This window comes from Aquimarina algicola, from assembly GCF_006443095.1.
GTDB lineage: Bacteria > Bacteroidota > Bacteroidia > Flavobacteriales > Flavobacteriaceae > Aquimarina > Aquimarina algicola.
Genome location: NZ_VFWZ01000011.1, coordinates 1 through 24,139 on the forward strand (window position 1 = coordinate 1; position 24,139 = coordinate 24,139).

Annotated in this window: 10 protein-coding genes; 2 read left to right on the forward strand and 8 right to left on the reverse strand. The window is 36.0% G+C overall.

Going from position 1 to position 24,139, the window contains the following annotated elements; all coding sequences use genetic code 11:
• The first annotated feature begins 608 nt into the window (after positions 1-608).
• On the forward strand, positions 609-1,145 hold the full coding sequence (locus FHK87_RS24630) for a GNAT family N-acetyltransferase (RefSeq protein ID WP_140597549.1): 537 nt from the start codon (positions 609-611) through the stop codon (positions 1,143-1,145).
• A gap of 147 nt (positions 1,146-1,292) precedes the next feature.
• On the forward strand, positions 1,293-1,571 hold the full coding sequence (locus FHK87_RS24635) for a hypothetical protein (protein ID WP_140597550.1): 279 nt from the start codon (positions 1,293-1,295) through the stop codon (positions 1,569-1,571).
• A 216-nt stretch (positions 1,572-1,787) separates the two neighbouring features.
• On the opposite strand, the gene FHK87_RS24640 is transcribed toward FHK87_RS24635, so the two are convergent.
• The 8 genes from FHK87_RS24640 to FHK87_RS24675 form a co-directional block, all read right to left on the reverse strand.
• Positions 1,788-3,941, reverse strand: a complete 2,154-nt coding sequence (locus FHK87_RS24640; protein WP_140597551.1) for a beta-1,3-glucanase family protein — start codon at positions 3,939-3,941, stop codon at positions 1,788-1,790.
• A 53-nt stretch (positions 3,942-3,994) separates the two neighbouring features.
• Entirely contained in the window at positions 3,995-5,677 is a 1,683-nt protein-coding gene (locus tag FHK87_RS24645; RefSeq protein WP_140597552.1) for a carbohydrate-binding protein, read from the reverse strand.
• Between the two features lie 67 nt (positions 5,678-5,744).
• Positions 5,745-9,296 carry a glycoside hydrolase family 19 protein gene (locus tag FHK87_RS24650; RefSeq protein WP_140597553.1) on the reverse strand — a complete coding sequence of 1,184 codons (3,552 nt, stop codon included), beginning with the start codon at positions 9,294-9,296 and terminating at the stop codon, positions 5,745-5,747.
• 94 nt (positions 9,297-9,390) lie between these two features.
• Complete coding sequence (locus FHK87_RS24655) at positions 9,391-14,931, reverse strand: glycosyl hydrolase family 18 protein (RefSeq protein WP_140597554.1); 5,541 nt, start codon at positions 14,929-14,931, stop codon at positions 9,391-9,393.
• 273 nt (positions 14,932-15,204) lie between these two features.
• Complete coding sequence (locus FHK87_RS24660) at positions 15,205-17,253, reverse strand: beta-N-acetylhexosaminidase (protein ID WP_140597555.1); 2,049 nt, start codon at positions 17,251-17,253, stop codon at positions 15,205-15,207.
• A gap of 9 nt (positions 17,254-17,262) precedes the next feature.
• Entirely contained in the window at positions 17,263-19,221 is a 1,959-nt protein-coding gene (gene nagB, locus FHK87_RS24665; protein WP_140597556.1) for a glucosamine-6-phosphate deaminase, read from the reverse strand.
• 169 nt (positions 19,222-19,390) lie between these two features.
• Positions 19,391-21,007: a RagB/SusD family nutrient uptake outer membrane protein gene (locus tag FHK87_RS24670; RefSeq protein WP_140597557.1), complete on the reverse strand. Its 1,617-nt coding sequence runs from the start codon at positions 21,005-21,007 to the stop codon at positions 19,391-19,393.
• Between the two features lie 20 nt (positions 21,008-21,027).
• Positions 21,028-24,018, reverse strand: coding sequence for a TonB-dependent receptor plug domain-containing protein (locus FHK87_RS24675; RefSeq protein WP_140597558.1), 2,991 nt, complete (start codon positions 24,016-24,018; stop codon positions 21,028-21,030).
• Positions 24,019-24,139 lie beyond the last annotated feature (121 nt).

The window sequence follows — 24,139 nt, forward strand, 5'->3', positions numbered from 1 at the left end:
AATCCATATTTTATCACTCAATTGCTTTTTCGCAAGTTTCTTAATAGTTTCCGTTAATTCTGTTGGGTTAAAGAGTTTTAGAAAATTATCCATAATTATATTAAATAAATACTTGAGTCATTTTAATTAAGCCTAACAACAATATATAAACACCTCAACCTAATTAAACATTTGTAGCTGTTTACAATCGTTTGTATTTGGTTAAAAATAGTATTATTATTATATAAAATTAATGACCTCAAAAATCAATAATCTTTTGTTACGATTTTTACGGATTTCCACATTTGGGAGAGATTTTTATATTTTTTAGCCTACAACAAGTGTATCTAGATGAGCATGTTTTTTGCCAATGTGTAGTCTAATCGTGGGGGTAATAGCGAATGTTTTTGGTTTAGAAGATTTTTTGTAAACCTATTTTAGAGCAATATATATTGTATATCACCAGTTACAAACTGGCGCTAGCCCTTAGTTTAGTATTATTATTCACATAGAGTTAATAATGATGTAGATGATTGATTTTCTTTTCTTTTTACTCATTTTTGAGATATCATTATTTTTATAATTAGCAAATAATCACAATCGCTATACAAACTTATTATGGTAATAAAATGAAGTTTTTAATCGAAACAGAAAGATTATTATTAAGAGAAATCACTCTTGATGATGCAGAATCGTTATTGAAGTTGTACTCTGATCCTAAGGTACAAAGGTATACGGGAGAACCTGTAGTGAAATCTATAGAAGAAATAAAAAAGGCTATAGAAACGAGAATTGTTAATTATAAAAAATATGGATTTGGTAGGTGGGCTACTATCTTAAAAAGTGAAAAGCAGTTTGTTGGTTGGGCAGGATTGGCATACCTACCAGAATTTGATAAAATTGATCTTGGGTATAGATTCTTGCCTGAGTATTGGGGATTAGGTATTGCTACAGAGGTTTCCCGCGCAATTTTAGATTATGGATTTGATACTCTCAAAATAAAAAAGATAGTGGCAATTGCAATGACCGAAAATAAAGCATCGATCAGAGTGATGGAAAAAATTGGAATGGAATTCGATAAATTTGCTCCTTATGAACTTGGAAGTGAAGATGCCATTTGGTACTGGTGTGACAAAAAGCTTATTACAAAAAATAAATCACGCTGAAACACACACCTCTCAAACTTGTATGTCTACCTCTTTTTAAAGCCTAAAAAAGTTACGGTATTGTGTATATAATGGTCTTAACAGACTACATATTTATGTTGTTATCATATGTAACTCTAAAACCCTAAATCCGTCTTTAGTTATAGAATGAATAATATACAAGACCTAAATATCGAAAAAGAAATACTTCCTTTATTTGACAATACTCTAAATAAATTTTCAAGAGCCAAAGTCCATGAAATATTCAATAATCCTTTAAAAAGTATAGAGAAAATAAGGTATAGACAAAGTATATTTCAAGGATTTTCTGATAACAAAAAAATACTGAAAGACTATTCTTATTCTGTTTCATACCTTCTAGAAGTTTATCATTTTCTTAAAAATTATGATCTAGATAAATTACCCCAAGAGGAAAAAAAACAGTAATTATCATAGCTTCTATAGTATTACTTTTTGCAGTAGATCAAATTTTGGTTAAATCTTTTTCGAAATTTAAAATAGAAAATACTGATTTAAAGTAAAGAACCTCGGAGCAAGCTCACGAGGCATTCGAAGATAACTAACTTTTAATTCCGAGGCAAGCCTCGGAACATTTAAATCTCGATTATCGAGCAAAAAGCACGAAGTTATAATAATGGTATTCTATCTTTTTAGAAATCGCTTAACATCATTTGTTTCTGGATTTTTAAAAAAGTAAGTCCCACTCTTCAAAACACTTATGTCTATAAAGTTGTCTAAGAGATTTCCTTTTAATACCACCTTACCTATAGTATTTATGATGATATAAGGCTGATTCTTCTTTAGTCCTATAACCTCTAGGAACGTTGAGGCTGGATTTGGAGAAAGACTGATATCACTTTTAGAGTGGTTTAATGTTTTTACTAATACATCTTTAGCATTATTTCTCATAGATACCGTTGAAGTAATCTTTAACCAATTGATATTCCATCCTCCTGATAGTGCTTTGACAGCAATTTGCTGAGCCCCCGCTTCTAGGTTTACTGTATGTTGAATGGTTGTCCAACTTTGCCATCCACCTGTATTTGGAATATTCAACGTGCCATAAGCAGGAATTCCTCCAGCTTGTTCTAATTGAAGCGTACCTCCCGAATTAGGGCTTGCTACTCTATATTCAACTATGTAACTATCGGTATTAGGGATATTTACATCCCAAACCATCCAATCATCAGTATCTATCTGGCTAGTATTTAATCCTCCTTCTGAACAAACTTCTGTTTGAGTACCGGATTGCACAACATTTTCTTCTGCTTCAATTAGTGTTGACCAAGGTGAGTTGGTTTTTGATACCACTATCGAAGTCATTTTATCATTAAACCCTTCATTAACCAAACAATTATTATCACTAGTTTTTATTAAGGAAGCTCCTGTAAAATTATCATTCTCATAAACAACAACTTGATATCCATTTTGAACCCTTAGAGAAGAGATATCGTTGTCTTTAATCCCTAAGCCTCGTAACTGACTAAGTGTATAGCTTCCTTCATTTAGAGAAATGGAATAACCACCATAATCACAATGTTCAAAAAGTGTTGCTACTCCTGTATCCGGAGGAGTATTACCTGCAAAACCTCCTATCGTAATTTTTATATTCGTTGGATTAGGTGTGTGAACCGTAGCAGATTGATCGAATACATCATCGTATGCAAACGTGTAGGTTTGACTATCCTGGCTTATATCTGGTCTATGAAAAAACTTAGAATACCAATTATAAGGCCATGTTTGATAGTATGTAGAGGTATCACCAAAATCTTGTAAAATACCTGAAGGCGTATTGAGGTTGATCGCATGTCGTGTGATAGCGGCCACAAATTGTGCTTGCACTACCAAGTCCCATTGCGCTCCGGAGGCAAGTACTCCGCTTCCTTCCATAGCTTCTATAGTAGTAGGTTTACCGGGAATTCTAGCGATCTGACCATCTCCTTCTCGGGTAAAAATAAACTGATCTCCTGCTACACTTCCTCGCCATATCCCTGCTTGACCGGAATTAAACACTAATTCGTCATTTCTATACTTGTTCCATATTGCATCTATATATTCTTGAAAGAAAGTAGTTGGAAAGGTTGTTGTCTTTGTGGGAAAATGTATGATTCCTTTTGATGAATCCAATAAGCCCTGAAACTCTAAAGGAACTGTGGATTGCCATGCAGATAAAATCTCTTCATGAGTTTTTAACTCTCCTACTCTTTTATAAAAATCGGCACCCCAGACCTCAAGACCCATAGGATATTGATATGAATCTACTCTTGTGGTATTACACCAAAGTCCAAAATCATTAAATGTTAATTCGATTAATTCATATTTAATTCCCTGATTAGGATCTGTCGGATTTGAAAGATTAGGCGCACTGTATCCACTCGGAGATCCAGAATGGCCAAAGAAATACAAATATAATTGACTCTCAAACGAGATCATGATTCTACATCCTGCTATTTGAGGAATATTGATCGTATTATTAGGAATATCACTTAGTTTTCTGAAACAATTAGCATAAAGTCCATTATTACCAGGCCCTGTATTGCCATTGATAACAGGCCCGGGTATGGTATTATCTGAAGCACTCATGCGGTTTACTTGACCCGTTACCGGATCGACCCACACATGACCATCTGTAATCCCAACAATAGCAATATACAATTGATCATCTGACAGATTTGAGTTGTTTTCTATTTGGTAAGGTAATGTTTGGGATGCAACAGACCATTTTACTAAAATTAGTAATGCAAATATAAAGTTCTTACCCCGTCTGGTTTTTATCTTACAATTATCAGCTTTCATATATAGTTTTTTTTATGATTAGGTAGCATTTAGAGCATTGAACAAAACATTATTTATTGTTTAATAAATCGAGCAGTCTTACCTGTCGTAAAATCTTTGATGATATAGACCTCTGATTTTAAATGCTCCACATTCAAAGTTGCAGGTTCATCATGTATTTCAGTTTTTAGAATTAGCTCACCATCTAGTCTGTATACTCCTATTGAAGTATCTCCTTCTATTCCTTTCAGAGTTAAAACATCATATGTTGGAACTGGGTGCGCCGTTAGAACATCTTCTTTTATCTTTGTGCTATTCATATTGGGTGCAAATGTTTTATTTGCATTGCTTAACTTCAACCAATTGATATTCCATCCTCCAGAAAGTGCTTTTATCGCAATTTGCTGTGGTCCGGCATTTAGACTTACAGTATGCCGAATAGTCGTCCAATTTTGCCATCCTCCTGTATTTGGAATGTTCAACGTGCCGTAAGCAGGAATTCCTCCAGCTTTTTCTAATTGAAGCGTACCTCCCGAATTAGGGCTTGCTACCCTATATTCAACAGTGTAACTACCAGAATTAGGTACATTTACATCCCAAACCAACCAATCATTGGCATCTATATAACCTACATTTAAACCGCCTTCTGAACAACTCTCTGTTTGAGTTCCTGATTGTGTAACTGCATTTTCTGCCTCGATCAATGTTGACCATGAGGAAGAAGCTTTGGATACCACCACAGAAGTGATCTTATCATTAAACCCTTCATTAACCAAACAATTATCATCACTAGTCTTTATTAAAGATGCTCCTGTATAATTATCATGCTCATAAACAACAACTTGATATCCATTTTGCACCTTTATAGAAGAGATATCATTGTCCTGAACTCCTAAAGCGCGTAGCTGATTACCTGTATAGCTTCCCTCATTTAGAGATACTGAATACCCTCCATATTCGCAATGCTGAAAAAGTGTTACAGGACCTGAAGAAACATTTGTTTTTTGATATACTCGGACATAATCTACCAACATTCTGGCAGGAAATGCACTATTATCTACTGTAAACCCGGGCCAATTCCCTCCTATCGCCATATTCAACAGAATGAAAAAATTATTATGAAATTCTGATGTACCATTCACCCCATTTGCAATACTTGCTTCGTGATAAAGGTTTCCATCTACAAACCATTTTATAGCAGATGTATCCCATTCTATAGTATATACATGAAAATCTGTAACCGAACTAACAGGAGTAGAACCACTATAATTGGCATATGTATTATTATGATCCTGCCAATGAATCGTTCCGTGCGTTTGTCTTTCTACATTTATATGTTCCATAATATCTATTTCACCACATGCGGGCCACCCGATAGAAGATATATTATCTCCTAACATCCAAAATGCCGGCCATGACCCCATAAATGAAGGCATAGAAATTCGAGCTTCGATCTTACCATATTTCCACGACTTTTTTCCTTGGGTTTTCATTCTGGTTGATGTGTAGTTAAAACCTCCTATACTTTCTCGCTTTGCAGTGATTACAAGGTTTCCATTTTCTACAGTAGCATTTTCACGTCTGTAATATTGAAGTTCGTTATTCCCCCATCCAGAGTTTCCGTTACCTATTTCAAACACCCAATCCGGACTGATCCCATTCGTAAATTCATCTTGCCAAACCAAATTCCAGTTTTGAGAAAACGAAAATTGGTATAGCGTCAAGGCCATTATTGACCATACAATCTGTAGTTTCATAATCTTGTGTATTAATCGTTGGTTTTTTTGCTTTTTTAGAAGGTTCGGAAAAATTGTTATGTTTTAGTTATCTTTTGACTACTTTAAAGGCTTTTTCTTTCTCCCCTATTTTTACAACAAGGAAATATATTCCTGATGGAAGCTCTGAAAGATCATCTATAACGAATACTTCTTCTTTTTTTATAATTTCGGTAGGAATACGAATCAGGTCATGCCCCATAAAATCAGTAATCTTTGCAGTCATTTGTACTTCGCTTTCGGATTCTATATCGATACGAAGTTCATGCTCAAAAGGATTTGGAGATATCGCAATCTTTGTTTCATGCTTCTTTATCATGCCTAAAACAGGTGATACTTCGGGTTCTGGTTCTATCCCAATGAAAGGTTGCATCGTTGCACATCCACATTCAGAACAGTCATTAGTATCATCTAAATCGGTATTTATATTTAAAATACTTGCATATCGTTCATAAAATCCAATGCGACCTAATACTTTAGGAATTTCTGTTCCTTTACCACACTCTATACCTCCATTGATAATATTAATCGTTATTCCAAAACCAGGTTTACGATTTCGTTCTTGATCATAAGGTGTAGTTATCCAGTTACCAACCATCACATCATGAGCAGACGGTTTTGGATATTGAGGTGTCATCCAAAACCAGATTGCCGTTTGAAATGCCAATGCGGCATCTTGTGTTACTTGTTCTGGATTGTTGAGTAATACAGTTTTATCTCCAAAAAGAAATTCACTTACTTGTCCATAATTATAATTCCAACTTAATTGGATAGGCCCTCTCCCGTGATATGATTTTCCGGGAGCAGGAGGATAAGATGTATTACCTTCGTCACGATATCCTAGATTTGTGGTTCCTTCATATCCTTGTTCTTCTCTAAAATGTAATCCCCAGGAATATGGACCACCAGGTGCGGTGGCCCATCCCCCAGTAGTTTCCTGGGAAATATTCGCCAAAAATGCAGCTAATTCTCTTTTAATTGTGGTTTCATCACCTTCTGAAACAAATTTGCCATAATCTACAACTTGGGTGATAATTGGTTTTGACTGGTTCCAATCAGCATCAAAATCAGCATCAGTTCTTATAACAACCGATTGATTGGTCATTTTATCTCTACGGGTTAACCTATATAGGTTTGTTCCTTTTCTTCTTTCAAAAGTAACTTCGATATTATTCATACGTTCTGTAGCTTCTACAAAAGATTGATAAGTAAAAAAATCTCTTGCAGGGTCTAGTTCATAGGTACTCAAATCTGTTCCATATCGATATGGAAAAAATTCATCAAATTCTTCTTTGGTCATTAGAAGATCACCTCTATCTATAGTTTCTTTTATCGTAATATCAAATGTGAATTGTGTTAGTAGACCTTTAGTATCGACAGCTTCACCTGTAAAATTAAATGTTCCATACTCAGAAAACGACCAATCAGATTCGTACTCATCATTTCCTTGTGGTGATAACAGCAAAGTTTCTCCAGAAACATTAACATACACCGATTCCTCTATCCCATCAGGGTCTGTAACACGAACTCTAAATGGGACTGTAATAGGTAGAACATCTGCATATACCACAGTAGGAATCATAACAGTTACATCTGGCGGTGTATTTCCTTCAGTACATAAGCCTAATTCTTGCCACGCATTTTCCCAAGCCCAGCCAACTCCCGGAGCATAAGGTCCTCCAACAGTACACCATCCTGCCACGAGACATTCATACTCTTTACCATCATATTGTACCTTATCACCTCTGCTATAAGAAGTTCCATCTACATATTGAGCAGTATTACAACTCCCCTCGTCTGTTTTATTTACAGTGATAGAGACTGGAGAAGACACTGTAAAAACACCTTTATCATCATAGGCTTTGACCATTAAAAGATGTGTTCCTTCTTCAACTGATGAAAGTGTATACTCATAAGGTATTGACGTATCTGTGCTAATCAATGTATCATTTCTAAAAAATTCAACTTTTGAAATACTTCCATCAGGATCAGAAACATTGGCAGCAATCAATAAAGTACCTCCCTTTTCAAAAGCCTGATTATTGGAGGGTGTAACGATACTGCATAATGGTTGCTGATTGGTAGAGGTTCCCGTTGAAGAAAAATCTAATCGATCAAGATTGAAATCATCTGCGTCCATGGCGACACGAATGATTTGTTTTCCTTTAGTCAAAGGTACATTTACTTCTACCGTTTGCCAATTTTGCCATCCTCCTGTATTAGGTACATTTATTGATCCACTACTATTTTGATTATTAACTTCTATATGAAAACTTTTTCCTGAAGTAAGAGCGGCTACTCTACATGCTACGGTATATGTATTTGTTTCCAGAACATCTATAGTATACTCTAGCCACTCTCCCGATTGAATCCAACCTACATTGTATCCACCTTCGGAGCAAGGTTCTATATCTACAGTATCATTTCTATAAGCTCCTCCTTGGTTAGAGCTTGTAACATCATTGTAAGCAACAGATTGCCCTCCTCGATCGTAGTTTTCTGCTTCTATAATACCTGGAATAACAATAGGAGCTCCGATATAGGGTATTTGCGTTGTTCCACTATCTCCTCCGGGAAATTCATCTGCCGGAAACTTGATTTTATCACGTATCCATTTTCCTGCTTCTTTTAATCGATTTGTACTCCACGGACCTCCCGAACAAGTTCCTGTTTGCCAAGCAGCTCCTGATCTGAAATCATCAGAATAGTTCCAGCTCGTCCAACTAATCTTTTTTTGGCGCATAAGATCAATAAAACGTTGCGTCATTGCAAAATCATTTGGACCATCACCAGTATATTCCTGGCTTCCAAATTCTGTGACAAATACCGGTAATCGATCTGAGGCTTGGTCAAGAATATTTAGGTAGGCTTCTCTGTGACTTTTAGCATAAAAATGAAATGTATACATGATATTATCGAACCGCAAAGGGTTATCGATCACATCTTGCAAACTTCCTTCACCAGAAACTCCAAAAGTAGCCCATCCATGAGTTCCTACCAATACAACAGCATCATTATCTATTGTTTGAATTACAGGTATTATTTGATCTGCATAATTTTTAATACGATTCCAGTTTACTCCTACACCGTTAGGCTCATTACATACATCGTATATGATATTATTTTTGTCCTTATGTAAGGTTGCTATATCGGTAAAAAACCGTTTGGCGTTTTCTAGATTGATATTGGGGTCACCTGGATTTAACTGATGCCAATCTACCAAAGCATACATTCCTCGAGCTGTTGCTTCATTTATAAGTTGGCTTACCTGATTGGTAAACCCTACAGGATCTGTTTCATAACCTCCTTCTTGAACATACAAAGATATACGGAGAATATCGGCTTCCCAATCATATGCCAGTGCATCTAATGATGATTCTGTAAGGCAATTTCCCCATCCATACCATTGTATGCCATGAGTACTCATTCCTCTAAGTTGTATAGGTTTGTTATATTGATTACAAAGCTGTGTTCCACAGACTTTAAGTTTTCCGTTTTTGGCAACGGGAGTATTTTGTGCCATTACTACTGATCCAAAAAGCAATATTAGGTTAAAGCAGATCAAAACAAAATAGCACTTGTAGGTATTTTGATTTTTCATAAATATGGTTTTAAGATTTGGACATAATAGCCCATTAGAAAAAATCACCCAATACTATAGCTAAGATAGTATCAGGTGATTAAAATTTAGAAGCTTAACGTTTAATCAATTTACCAGTTGTCTTTCCTTTTGATGATGAAACTGTATAGAAGTATAACCCTTCTTTTAATTTACTTACATCAATAGTGTTTAGATTACTGTCTTTTTTAATATCGATATTTCTGTATTGTAATACTTTAATCCCGGTAGCATTAAATATCTCTAAATCTAATATCAAATTAGAATAATCACCATCTAGATTTAAATTAATGATATCATCTGTTACTGGGTTGGGAGATATTTTAATATTGAACGGATTTTGACTTTTCAATAGTGTATTTCTACTATCTAATCCATCAAGGTACGTGCGATGAGGATTCGAGAATCCAAATCTGGCAACGATATCCCAATTAATAGACCATGTCATTAATCCTCTGAAGTTTGCGTATCCCGAAGGGTTTCGCAGTGTGTACTGTCCTCCAAAAGATTGTCCTTTGATCAAATAATCCAATGCCTTATGCACTTCTGTTGCTGGGGTAAATCCACCACTAGGCGCGGCAGGACCATTAGCAGGTAATCCTATCATAACCTGATCTTGACGTAATGCAGGAAATTGTACTCCATTTACTGGAAACCCTTGCAACAACATTTCTGCCATAGCCACATGAAAATCTGCTGTAGCCTGAGTGTATACCTTATCATCTAAAGCACGCATTGTACCAGAATTATAATGTTGCACATGTATATAATCAAGATCACCGCGTAAAGCATAAATCACAGGTAAATATGCACCAAATGTACTTCCATAAGCAGAATATCCACCTTGAACAAAAGCTGTTTCAGGAGCCATTGACAATACAAAATCAGAACCGAATTGTGCTAATATTGACTTAAATGCTGTTATTAAATGCACCACTTTCGGACCTACTGGATTTCTAAAGTCAGTATCACCAGCACCTAGAACTATAGAACTTCCTTCAAAATCAATATCCATACCGTCAAAACCATATTCATTGATGATATTGATCATAGAATTACTGAAAGTCTGTGCATCTGATGGGCTATCTACATCTACGGCTCCAGTAGCCCCCCCCATAGAGATTACTACCTTCTTACCTCTACTTTGTAATAGAGCTACATCATTTTTAAACTCCTGTGCACTTGAATATAGTGCAGGATCTGGTGTAAAAGTCATATTTGCTCCACCAGGTACTGTTGGTATAGTAAAGGCAACATTAATTACATCCCACTTATCAGACACTTCTCTTAACTTAGGAAATGAAGAACCATTGTCAAAATTATGCCAGTATCCTACTAGTAACCTTTTTGGTAAATCTCCTCCAGGATTTGGTGGATTGGTTGCTCCAACTGTAATATTTATCGGACTGGACTCGCTCATGGCGTTATCATCGTCGGTTGCTTTTGCTGTAAGCGTATAACTTCCATCAGCTGCATTGTTCCAGCTAAAGCTGTAAGGGCTTGTTGTATCTTCTCCTATTTTTGTTCCATTTCTGAAGAACTCTACTCTACTAACAGTACCATCGCTATCGGATGCTGAAACATTAATAGTAATTGTACTTCCTGAAGTGAACGATTGTCCACTTCCTGGCTGTGTAATATTTACTGTAGGAGCAATATTACCAGGTGGGTTTCCTCCCCCATCACATGTTCCAAGTTCTTTCCATGCATTAGTCCACGCCCAACCAATTCCAGGTTCGTATGGACCTCCGGTAGTACACCAGCCTCCAACTAAACACTCATATTCTTTGCCAGAGTTTTGTACTTTATCTCCTGTATTATATGCTGACCCATCAACATATTGCGGTGTATTACATCCTTCTCCACTTGTATCCGAAGTTACGGTAACATTAATAGCAAGAGAGGTTGTAGATGCTCCAACATTATCTGTAGCTTTTGCAGTAATTGTATGATTACCGGCTATTGCAGACCAATTAGCAGCGTATGGTGCAGAGGTATCAGTGCTAAGCAGATTTCCATCAATATAAAAATCAACTTTTGCTACTGTACCATTACTATCTGATGCATCTGCGGTAATACTTATACTATTTGTTGAGCTAAAAGTTGCTCCAGCAACAGGGGCCGTGATTGCTACCTGAGGAGCTATATTATCGGGTGTACACGGGTCTCCTGACACTTGATGAATTGCTGCTAATAATGATGTATTAGGATCTGTGGTATCGTGAGATAACTCCCACATCATAATACCTCCTGCACGATCTAAAGCCATTTGAGTTTTAGCTTTGATTGTCGGTATTCCATTATAGTTATTACCTTGGAAAGAGTCACTATTAGGACTTGCTCCTTGAGCTAGTAAGGAAGCGTAACTTTGTGCTTGGGGACGACTATAAAAAGGAACTCCTAATATTGCTTTTTCTTTAGGAAGACCACGACCTAACCAATAATCTAACCCACCAGTAGCTTGTGCCATAGATCCGTGATCCGGACCATCGTATGCCATGATGTTCAAAAAGTCTACATCATCAAAAACACCACTAAGTACTCCATCAGCATTCCATCCAGAGACCACCACCGCAGCAGTAAGTAATTTTCCTCTACTATGCATAGCTTGCCCTAATTCTTGCATTAATAACTCAAAATGCTGAGGCTCGTTACCTTCACGTGGATATTCCCAATCCATATCCACACCATCAAGGTTATACTGATTTACAAAATTGACAAGATTATTTACAAAAGCAGTTCTTGTGGTTGGGTTAGCGGCTAAAGTAGTAAATGCAGAGTCATTTCCATCCATCCATCCACCAACGGCAATTAATATTTTTACACCTTGTGCATGACCGAGCGATACGAGTTGTTGCATTTTTGATACATTATCAAGTGGTCTTAAACTACCATCACTATTGGGCAATAAGAAAGAATAATTGATATGCGTTAACTTATCATACTGTAATGCATTTGCATCACCTTGCCAACTCGGCATATATCCGACAACCTTAAAGTTATTATTTTTATCACAGCCACTACCATCAGTATTTACAGCTATGGTAACCGAGGTAGAAGTAACACTTTTATTAGAATCATTTGTAGCTTTTGCAGTTATATTGTGATTTCCTGAGGTTGCAGTCCAATTGATCATATAAGGTGCAGTAGTATCTTCTCCTACCTTATTTCCATCAACATAGAATTCTACTTTTGTAATCGTACCATTAGCATCTGATGCACTCGCATTTACTGTGACTGTACTACCAACCGTAAAAGTTTGACCATTACTTGGCGATGTAATCGAAACCTGAGGTGAATTATCGCCTCCGCTACATGGACCAATCAATTTCCAAACATTTTCATTATTGGTAACTGGATCATTATTTTGTGTCCACCATTTTGCTTCATATTCATTGTCTTGATATGATACTTTATCACCACCTGTATATACTTGTCCAGGAACATAAGCTGGAGCAGTACATGATCCTCCACTTCCATTAACGATAATAGAAACAGATTGAGAACTTACTCCATTTTCGTTATCTGTTACTTTTACAATGATAGAATGACTTCCCGCTGAGGCATTACTCCAATCATAGGTGTAAGGCTCGCTTGTATCTTCTCCTAGAAGGGTATCTCCATCAAAAAATTCTACTTTACTAACTGTCCCATCACTATCCGAAGCATTAGCAGCTATAGAGATAGTTGAACCTATAGTAAACGAATCTCCATCTGATGGCGAAATAACCGTAACTGAAGGTAATACATTCCCCCCTGAACCTGTAACTGAAATATTGACTGTTTTAGTAGCATTAGCACTTTTATCATCATATGCCTTTGCAATAATTGCATGACTACCAGCAGGTACATTATTCCATACATATGAATATGGAGCAGATGTATCTTCTGATAATAAAGTTGTTCCTTTATAAAACTGTACTTTTGTAATGTTCCCATCGGGATCACTGGCATTTGCAGAAATAGTCACATTATCACCTGAGGCAAATGTTTCATCTTCATTTGGAGATGTTATTGATACTACAGGTGGCTGGTTATCGACACCTCCACTTGCAAATACTTCATTTAAGGTATTCACTAAAGGAGATTTTACATTAGACCATCTTTTCAATTTAGTTCCAAAAGACTGTGGCGATCCTGAAAATTCGACATCTCCAAAAACTGTCCAAATAATCGTTCCCGCTAAATTGTTTGCATTAATAAATTTAGCTTTCTCCGTGATTGATTCTTCATCATCATAACTCAAAAAGAAATTTCCTTTAACCATATAGGGCACTTTGGCCTGATCATCCCACTTTCTGGTCCAACCACTACCTGCTCCTGTTTTTTGCTTAATGAAAAAATAATTTGGTGTACCATCGTATACGTCTTGAGGCCAATTAGTATAATCGGCAGCTGTTTGTATAGGGCCATCTGGTTGTATAGTCACAGCTGTTTTCACAGTTGGAACATTTAAATCTGCTGGTCCATCTGTCACAACACCTCTACCATAAAAGGGAGCTCCAAAATTGATTTTATAAGAAGGTACTCCCATACCTTTCATTTTATCTAATAATGTTTGCCAATTAAAATCAGGTGCTTCAGCACCATCATATGGATATACTGGTGCATTATGTCCTGCTATATTTGACCATCCTCCATTGAAGTCATAGGTCATCATATTAAAGTAATCCATAGTATTGGACAACTTAGACCAATTAAAACCTTCTAATTTTTTGTAATCTGCTGCCATAGCAGCTGTTATTAACTTATCCGGACCAATGGCGTCTCTTATTTCCTGAACCAAATTTTCGAAGTTAGCATAGTCTGCATTGGTTCCTGTAAAGTTCATCCCCGGGAACGGTCCAGGATATTCCCAATCTAAATCAATACCGTCAAAGCCCATATTGATAAGTTTTTTACAATCTTCAATAAAACGAGCTCTTTTTACAGGATCGGCTGCCATTTCTGGAAAATGCTTACACATACTCCACCCTCCGATAGACGCCATTACTTTTACACCGTTATCATGTGCTAATTCTAATAATCCTTTAGCTCCGCTACCTTCTTTAGGAAGTGGTAAGGGTAATACTCCACTTAAACCCCATTCTGGATGCGTCCAGGTATTTCCTCCTACGGTTACCTGATATCCCATGGCTTCTGCTCTTGTTTTTACCGCTGGGCTGATGTAATTGATATTTTCGATCTCTCCAAACAAGATATGAAAATCCCAACTACTATATGGGTCACCGTACAACAAATCAGCCGGTTCTTGAACTACTCCGGTCTGATAAATATTTTTGTTTCTAAGATCTCCACTATGTAGTGATCCATCAACAGCTACTCCAAAAAATGAATAATTTAAAATGGTATACTTTGAATAATCAATGTTTAATTGCGTCAGTGCCCCCGCAGAAGGAACCCCAGCACTTGCAGCTTTCCAGGCATCCCAATTGGTGATGTACCCAATAATTTGTTTATTATGATTGGACGTGGTCGCACCACCCCCTGTATTCACCTGCGCAATCGACAAGTTATACGTACAGAATAAAAAAATAATTGTTAAAAAATCGAAAATTCGGATTGATGGTTTGGGGATAATACTCCCTAACCAGTCTCTAATCGTAATTGGTTTCATGAGTTATATGGTTTGTGTTTGTATTAAGTGTATTAAAAGTATTAACAACAACTTCTAATGTGTAATTTTTTATACAAAAGCACTAAATTGATAGCTAAACAACTTTATTTAACTCACGAAAGGAATAAAAAATTAAATTATTGAAGAGTAAAGAACCTTGGAGCAAGCTCACGAGGCATTTGAGGGGAATTGGCTTTTGATTTCGAGGCAAGCCTCGGAGCATTTAAATCTCGTTTATCGAGTAAAATTATGTTTCTAAAACAAGGAAAAATATTATAATTCATTTTTTTTCATGAATTCAAAAAGCTTTATAAATGAATCATTTACAACTATTTCTACATCTGCATGAGGTACCTTTGCAATATCAATAAGCTTTATGAACTCATTGTAATTTGTTTTAGAAATCCCACCTTGTTCAAGAAGTCTTAAAAAAAATAAAGATAATTCTTTGAGTGCCGATGATAGATCAAGCAATTCGTTTACCAAAGGGGTTTTACTATTAAGTATTTCTAATTCATCGTGATTGCGTACCCAACTGTTTAAAATAGCCTCTAATGGTCTGATAGCGTTTTTAGGATTTACGATATATTCATTTACCATTTTATCGAATTTTAAGGCATCGGGAGCATCCGTTGTACAAGCATCTGCAAATAGTGTAAAAGGAGAGTAGGACTTGTATTCTGTACCTCCTTTATTGCGAGTATATCCTTTAAGAGGTTGACATACTTTTGTTAGCTTTGATAATGCATCAATAGTATAACCATTAGCAATATTTCTTAGAATCACCTTTTGATTTTTGATGTGAGTAATCCCTAACTCTTCTAGACGAAAGCTTATGATTGCTAACCGTTTTTTCATGTGTTCTACTTCTCTAACCTCTTTTGGTGACCATAGGCGTTCGGCTATTGCTGCTGCCCTTGGCCAAATCCTTGAATCAATAGTTAGAGTGGTGATTAATTCTCCCCACATTGCTATTTCGCCACCTAGAATTCTTTCTTTTTCACCTTCGGTAAGGGCTATATCATCAGGAATTGGATCCACTAAATAATGATCAGAAACGTTATGCATAAGATCAAGATAATACCCATTTGAGAGTACCGTATGATAGCCACCTTTTGCCGCTTGCAATAAAGAATGTCTAGGTTTGACTCCTTCATTAACTCCTTTCCATGAGTGGATAATAGACGATGTATCCAGATCTTTGGTCATGATTTCTTCCCACCCCATCATCTTCTTTCCTAGTTTCCTTAAAATTCTCTGTATCCTCGAGTTAAAATAAGCTTGTAGTTGATGGTTATTAGTAAAATGATGTTCTTTTTTAAAATCTGAAATCTTTGGATTTTCATCCCAATGTTTCCCCTCATTTTCATCACCTCCTATATGAATATATGGGTCAGGAAAAAGTGCCGAAATTTCTTTAAATATATCTTCTAGTACTTTATATGTTTTTTCATTAGTAGGGTCTAAAGTAGGATCAAAAATACCTGCATATCGTTCCACTTGATACGTAGTATCTTTACTTCCTAATTCGGGATATGCTGTTAAGATTGCAGTAGCATGTCCAGGGACATCGATTTCTGGTATAACTCGAATTCCTCTATCCATAGCATACTCAATAACATCTTTGATTTCCTGATGTGTATAATATTGGCCATCTGAACTCATTTGATGCAATCTTGGATGAGATTTACATTCAATTCTAAACCCTTGATCATCGGTTAAATGCCAATGAAAAACATTAAGTTTTACAGATGCCATTGCATCCAGGTTTCTTTTAATAACTTGAATAGGTTGATAATGCCTTGCTACATCAATCATCAATCCTCTCCATGGAAATCTTGGCGCATCTTCAATTTTTACACCAGGAATATAAAAATGATCTGTTGTGGCTGTCACAAGCTGAAGTAACGTTTCTAAACCGCGCATCGCTCCTATATCTGTTTCAGATTCTAACAAAATACCGTTGCTTTTTGTGGTTAAGGAATAGGATTCATCCTCAGATAATTCAATGGTTCCTTTTCTACCAACTTTTATAATTAAAGAAGCCGATGTTCTTTCCTGATCTGGGAAACCCACATCAAAAAAGACTCCTGTTCTACCACTTAATCGTCTTAAAAATCGGGTTGAAGCTTTATATAACCGATTGGTTTGTTTCTGTTGTATTGCTATTGTAAAATTTGAATCAATAATAAATTTACCTTCTTTATTTTCAATTTTTTGAGGCCATGGCATTAGATTATGCATGGTATTTTCGATACTTTGTGCAATCATGGTTTGCATCATTATACACAAGACTAAAGTTCTTATAAATTGTTTTTTCATCCACTATTTTTAAAAGTGATATCTTTTAAATGCTTCTATGGCTTCGTATTCTGCCATACCCAGACCATGATATCGATGTGCTGTCTGTTGATTTCTTTCTTCTGCTCTGACCCAAAACTCTCGTGAATCATCACCCTGAAACATAACTCCGTCTTTTTGTGATTGATGATAAAATATTGCCTTTCTTTTCTTGAGTACTTCATCGGGACTTAACGGCACTGCCATCTCAATATCATGAATGTCCCATTCTTGCCAAGCTCCACGATACAACCATACCCAACAATCTTTCATGAATTCTTCTTTTTTCAGTTCTTTTAATACTTCGAAAAAGATATCTAAACACACTTTATGGGTACCATGAGGATCTGCCAAATCGCCTGCTGCATATATTTGATGCGGTTTAATTTCCTTGATTAAATTGAATAGAATTTTCTTGTCCTCTTCTCCATAAGGGTTTTTCTTCACAGTTCCTGTTTCATAAAAAGGTAAATCTAAAAAGTGAACATAATCATCAGGTAATCCTAAAAACCGGGTAGCACCGTAGGATTCTCCTCTTCTAATCAAACCTTTTATCTTTCTGACCAATAAAGAGTCTACAATCCCCTCTTCTTTCTTTTTAAGTTCTGTAATGATTGTGTTTATCTTACCACTATCGTCGCTAACATCAATATTTTTGATAACCTCAGCGTACTTAATTGCCTCTTCATCTGATACCGCAATATTTCCAGAAGTCTGATACGCGACATGTACAGTATGTTGTTGTTCTATTAAACGAAGAAAGGTTCCTCCCATAGAAATCACATCATCGTCTGGATGTGGACTAAGAATCAGTATTCTTTTTTTGTGCGGCATATTACGCTCTGGCCTATTGGTATCATCTGCATTAGGTTTTCCTCCAGGCCACCCTGTAATTGTATGCTGTAATGTATTAAACATTCGTATATTCAAATCATAAGAAGAGCCTCCTTCTGCTAGTAAACCAGACATACCATGATCATTATAATCCTTGTCTGTTAGTTTTAAGACGGGTTTTTCTACTTTTTGACTCAACCAGATAATAGCTTTGTTTTTAACCTTATCTGTCCATCGACATGGTCCAACTAACCATGGGGTTTTGACTCGAGTAAGTTCTTCGGCAGCTTCTTGATCTAAAACAAAAGTAGCATTGTTATGTTCCTGCAAGTATGATGCGGGGACATCAGCAGTAATACTATCTTCAATGGTTTGTTTTACAACTTCTGCTTTTTTATGACCCCATGCCATGATCACAATGCGTTTTGCTTTTTTTATAGTTCCAATCCCCATTGTGATTGCCTTTTTAGGAACATTTTCAATACCATAAAATGCAGGTGCTGCATCAGAACGCGTAAGATGATCTAAAGTAATGCTTCGGGTAACTGAGTTATAATGAGACCCAGGTTCATTGAATCCTATATGACCCGTACGGCCTATTCCTAATAACTGAAAATCTAAACCTCCGAAGGCATTAATTTTTAATTCGTAGTCTATACAGTACTGATGTAAGTTTTCCTGGGTTATATTACCATCCGGAATATGAATATTTTCTGGAAGGATATCTACATGGTTAAACAAATGCTCATGCATGAAGTAATGGTAGCTTTGAACATTGCTTCTATCCATAGGATAATATTCATCAAGATTGAACGTAACAACATTTGCAAAACTTAGCCCTTCTTCTTTGTGAAGGCGAACCAATTCTTCATATACTTTGATTGGTGAAGATCCAGTAGCTAATCCCAAAACGCAACAGTCTTGCTTTTCTCTTATCAGCTCTGCTATTTCATGAGCAATAATAATTGAAGCATCATCAGAACTTTTGAAGACAACATTATGAATTTTCTCATATCTTGTTTCTTCAAATTTACCGGCTTTTCTGTAGCTGATATCTTTATAATATGACTTTGTGTGACTTTTATTTGTAGTATTATATTTGGCGTTTGTATTCATTTTTAATTTAAGTTATAGTTACTCACTTGATTAATCTCATAATGAAACTATTACGAAGAGTTATCTAAAAAAAAGTTTTTCGACAAATGACATAAAACACATTATAAATTACCTTAATAATCGGACTAAAATTAACCTTCGTGTCCTTAGACATATTTTTATCATTGTTTTAAAAATTACCGGAATTAACGTCCCACCATAATCTAGTCCCTCCTGTGTCAGGCCCATTGAGCAACATTCTGGCCCCTTCAATTCCTTGTGGATTCGTACTTCTTTCACTTGCGGGGAAGGGCAATCTCCGTATTTGGATATTGGTATCTATTGTACCGTCACTATTGTTAGCCACAACCGGAAAGATTTTAGGATACCCCGTACGTCTAAATTCGCTCCATGCTTCCTGACCATCTGGGAACATGGCAATCCATTTTTGAGTTATAATCTTCTCCAGTTTCATTTCGTTGGTATCTGCATTATCCCATGCTATCGTGATTGCTGTTAATGCATTTATATTGTTTGAAGCGTTTACTGGATCTATATAATCAATTGGAGTATTTGTATTATTAGTCATATATACCGAAGCCTCCGAAGAAAGCTCGTATTGCGTAAAAGAAGTAGAGATTCCCATTTCATAATTTGATTGTGCATCTCCGGCATTGCTCCATCCTCTTAATGCAGCTTCGGCTTTTAAAAAGTAAGCTTCTGCAGCGGTCATTAGCTGTATACTGGTTGTTGGAGTTTTATCCAATATATATGAATCACCTAATCTTGAGAAAACTTCATAGTCTTCTTTTTGATCCAACTCCTCCGTATATCTTTCCAGCAAAGGCATTCCTCCTCTTATCCCTTTAAACATTCCAGATGAAACTGAAGATACTTCAAACATTTGTTCTAATCTTGGATCTTGAAAGCCTACTAAAATAGACTCCATAGAAGCGTTCATTCGTACATCATTCCAACTCGAATTAAATACAGTAAGCGGATGGGTTATTCCTCCTTTAATATTAAAATTATCTGCATTGGTTTCTAAAAGACCTAGATCATTAGTTAATGATTTTTCTCCTTCTATCTTTGCTTTACCAGGATCAACTTTAGCGATTCTTATCGCTAGTCGTAACCTGAGTGTATTGGCAAATTTGATCCATTGTACCAGATCCCCATCATACACAAGATCGAACTTAGCAAACTGATTATTAGTTGGGTCTGAAGATAGCGTTTGTATGGCTTGATCTAATTCTTCAAAGAACTGAGCATATACCTCTTGTTGCGAATCATATTCTGCAAAGGTGGCATCCAGTCCATATTTTGAATACACAATAGGGCCATAAACATCTGTTACCCGATGCATCGCTTCTACCCTAAGTATTTGTGCCAATGCATACATTAATGGAAAATCTGTTTCTCCTCGTTCTTTAATTAAACGTGCATTTTGCATTACCCCGGTTGAAGAATAAGGCACATCCCAAGGGAATTGATCCCAAAAATCTACAAAACCATAGTTTGTGGTATTTATTCCTCCTACAAATGGTCGCGGTGGAGCCATATACCCACTAAATGTATCCGCATTCAGATTATGTTGTAACTGCGTTTGCCAAGCCGGATCGTATCGATAAATATTTAAGAAAATAGGGTTAAAAGGCCCTCCCACACTTATGAAATCCGCTTCACTTTGTTCGTCTGTTAATCCATAGGGATCTGTATTTAATGCTTCGAAATCATCTGTACAAGAAGCAATCAAAAACAATAAAATCCAAATCGTTTTAAAAATAGTTATATTGATATTTTTCATGATATTATCTTTTCCTTTAGTTAAAATGAAAATCCAACATTTACCCCTATACTTCTGGTCGATGGTGATCCAAAAATATCGATCCCTTGAAGACCATTTGCAGTACTTAATGACACATTAGGGTCATATGGAGCATCTTTATAAAAGAAGAATAGATTTCTTCCTATTACAGAAGTTGTGATAGAAGTAAAAAAACTATTCTCTTGTAACTTAAAATTATACCCAAGCGACAACTCGGCCATTCGTATGTTTGTAGCATCGTAAACATACTCACTGGTCAATCCATTTCGTCCTCCAATCATCTGATGATATTCTTGTGAAGGGATTGTGGTTTCAGCATTTGTGGCCTCATCAAAGATTAAAATTTCTCCATTTCTATCAGAAGTCCCGAATCCATCTACAGCCGCCTCGGTAAGACTCATGACTTCTCCTCCAAACTTGGCATCAACGAGGAAATTCAACGTAAAATTTTGATAGCTGATACTGTTATTCCACCCCAAAGCAAAATCAGGGTTGGCATTTCCCAATAAATCGAAACCACCTCTAGAGTTTTCATCTGGTTCTGCTTGTGTAAAATTACCATCGGCATTTCGTATTGGTAATCCTTCTGGAGTTCTTCGAAGTTTTCTTCCATAAATGTCTCCAAAAGATCCTCCTTCTCTTATTAGTAATGCATAAGAATTCACATCGATAGGAGTTAACTCCAAAAAGTCCCTTCCCAGTCTTGGATCAAGCTCTTTAATTGTATTCTCATTCTGAGAAAAGTTAATATTTGAATCCCATCGAAAGATATCACTCATGATGGGAACAAAAGTTAGCGTAGCTTCGACTCCTTTGTTTTCAAAATCCCCTGCATTAATTGCTAAAAAATCCGCAGCCACTCCTCCATCAATTAACATAAACTGATCTATAGTATTGGTTTTGTAATATCCGATATCAATCCCTAATCGATTATCAAAAAATTTCCATTCTGTACCAATTTCAAAAGAGGTCTGCGTTTCGGGTTCAAGCTCTGTAAGTGGTAAAATTGTTGGAGGAGTTAATCCTCCTGCACCAGTACCGATAGTATTAATTGGGTTATTCACAAAACTTTGAATATCGTTACCAACCTCGGCATAAGAAGTTCGTACTTTGGCATAATTAATACTTTCAGGCAATTCAAAAATTTCTGATAGCATTGCTGTAAGTCCTATCGATGGATAAAAAAACGGATCCGACACTGTTGAAGACCAATCATTTCTTGCTGTAACGTCTAAAAAAAATTGATTATTATATCCTATAGTAGCACTTGCAAATATAGATTGCACCTCTTTTTGCTCTGCAATACGCTGTTGTAAAATAGGATTCACTCCAGTTGTTCCAACAACAAAATTAGATAGTGTGAATATATTAGGAATTTTTAAATCACCTCGAACTCCCGAATCTAATAGTATCGATTCTCCTAAATTTGATTTGCGAATACTTGCTCCGATATTGGCCGAAATATTAAATCGTTCTGATATATCTTTATTTAGGATTGCAATAATATCTCCATATAATTGGGTATCTTCGATATCATTGTATAAATATCGTCCATTAGGAGCAGATAATGTACCATCTGTAGTTGCGTGGATCCTTCGCTCGAATTTGTAAAAATTCTTATCGTAGCTCCCTCGTGTTTGCAATGTGAACCAATCTGTAAACTTATATTGTAAGGATACAGAGGCTAATAATTTTTGATTTTCGTCATCGCTAACATTTCTATTTAAAATCCAATATGGGTTTTGTTCAATATCAGAAGTAGCTCTAAACCAACGTTGCGCCATAAGGTTTCTTTCTTCATTAAACTCTTCAAAAACTTCATAATCGGATAAGCTTTCTGTTTCTGAGTTAAAACCATAAACCCCAACCAAAGGATTATAGTAAAATCCTGAAATAGGTTTATTACGTATACTTTGTGTTGATAATAAAATACTGGCATCTACTTTCAATTTATCATCAAAAAGTTGAGCCGTTTCTCTTATATTGAGTGTATGTTTTTTTACATTATGCGTAGGTATAACTCCAGATGCAAATGTGTTGGCATAAGAAAAATATGTTTGTGCATTTTTTGTTCCTCCTGATATAGAGATAGCATTGATTGCTGTTGTACCTTCATTATAAAAATCATCAACATTTTTTTGTGTCCTATCATCAAAGTCTAATAAATAGGAAGCCCGATCTACAGTGAAGTTAGAAGAAACACTTGTTTTAAACATTCCGGATTTACCCTTCTTCGTCGTGATGAGCACTACTCCATTTGATCCTTGACTTCCATAAAGAGCAGATGCAGAAGCTCCTTTTAAAACAGTAATACTTTCTATATCTTCAGGATTTAATAAAGATAGTGCATCCCCTCCATCCCGATTTCCGGCATTTTCGATATCTCCAAATGAGTTATTAGGTTGTATAGCAGAATTATTAAGCAATGGTATCCCATCAATTACATACAATGGTTGATTATCTCGGGTAGAGGTATTACCCCGTAAAGTAAGTTTTACAGATCCTCCTACCCCCGAGGCACTTCTATTAACAACCACTCCAGCGATTTTACCTGATAAACTATTTACAGGATTGGCGTCTTTTACCTTGGTTAATTCTTCAGCATTAAGATCTTGAGCAGCATAGGTAAGAGATTTTCTGCTTTTTTGAATTCCTAATGCTGTAATGACAACATCGTCTAATTGTTCTGTGTTTTCTTCTAAAATAACATCTATAACACCGGATGTACCTACAGGTAGCGTAACTGACATAAATCCTATATAACTAAACTCTAAAACATCTCCCAATGAAGCCTCAATAGTATATCGACCATCAAAATCTGTTTGTACACCTTTTGTTGTTCCTTGTAGTATTACATTAACGCCTGGAAGCGGCATAGCATTTTCTCCTTTAGAAGTTACTGTTCCCGAAATTATTTTCTCCTGTGCTTTTATATATTCTGTCATTAAAAGAGATAGAAAAGCTGAGAAAATTAAAATACTTTTTCTCATAAAAATTACGATTGATTTGCTTTGATTATTGAGTTTTAAAGGTTTTATGAAATACTCTGAAAAAGAAATTAAATATCTGAACAACATGAAAAAAACAACAAACGACAGGTTTCTGCACATA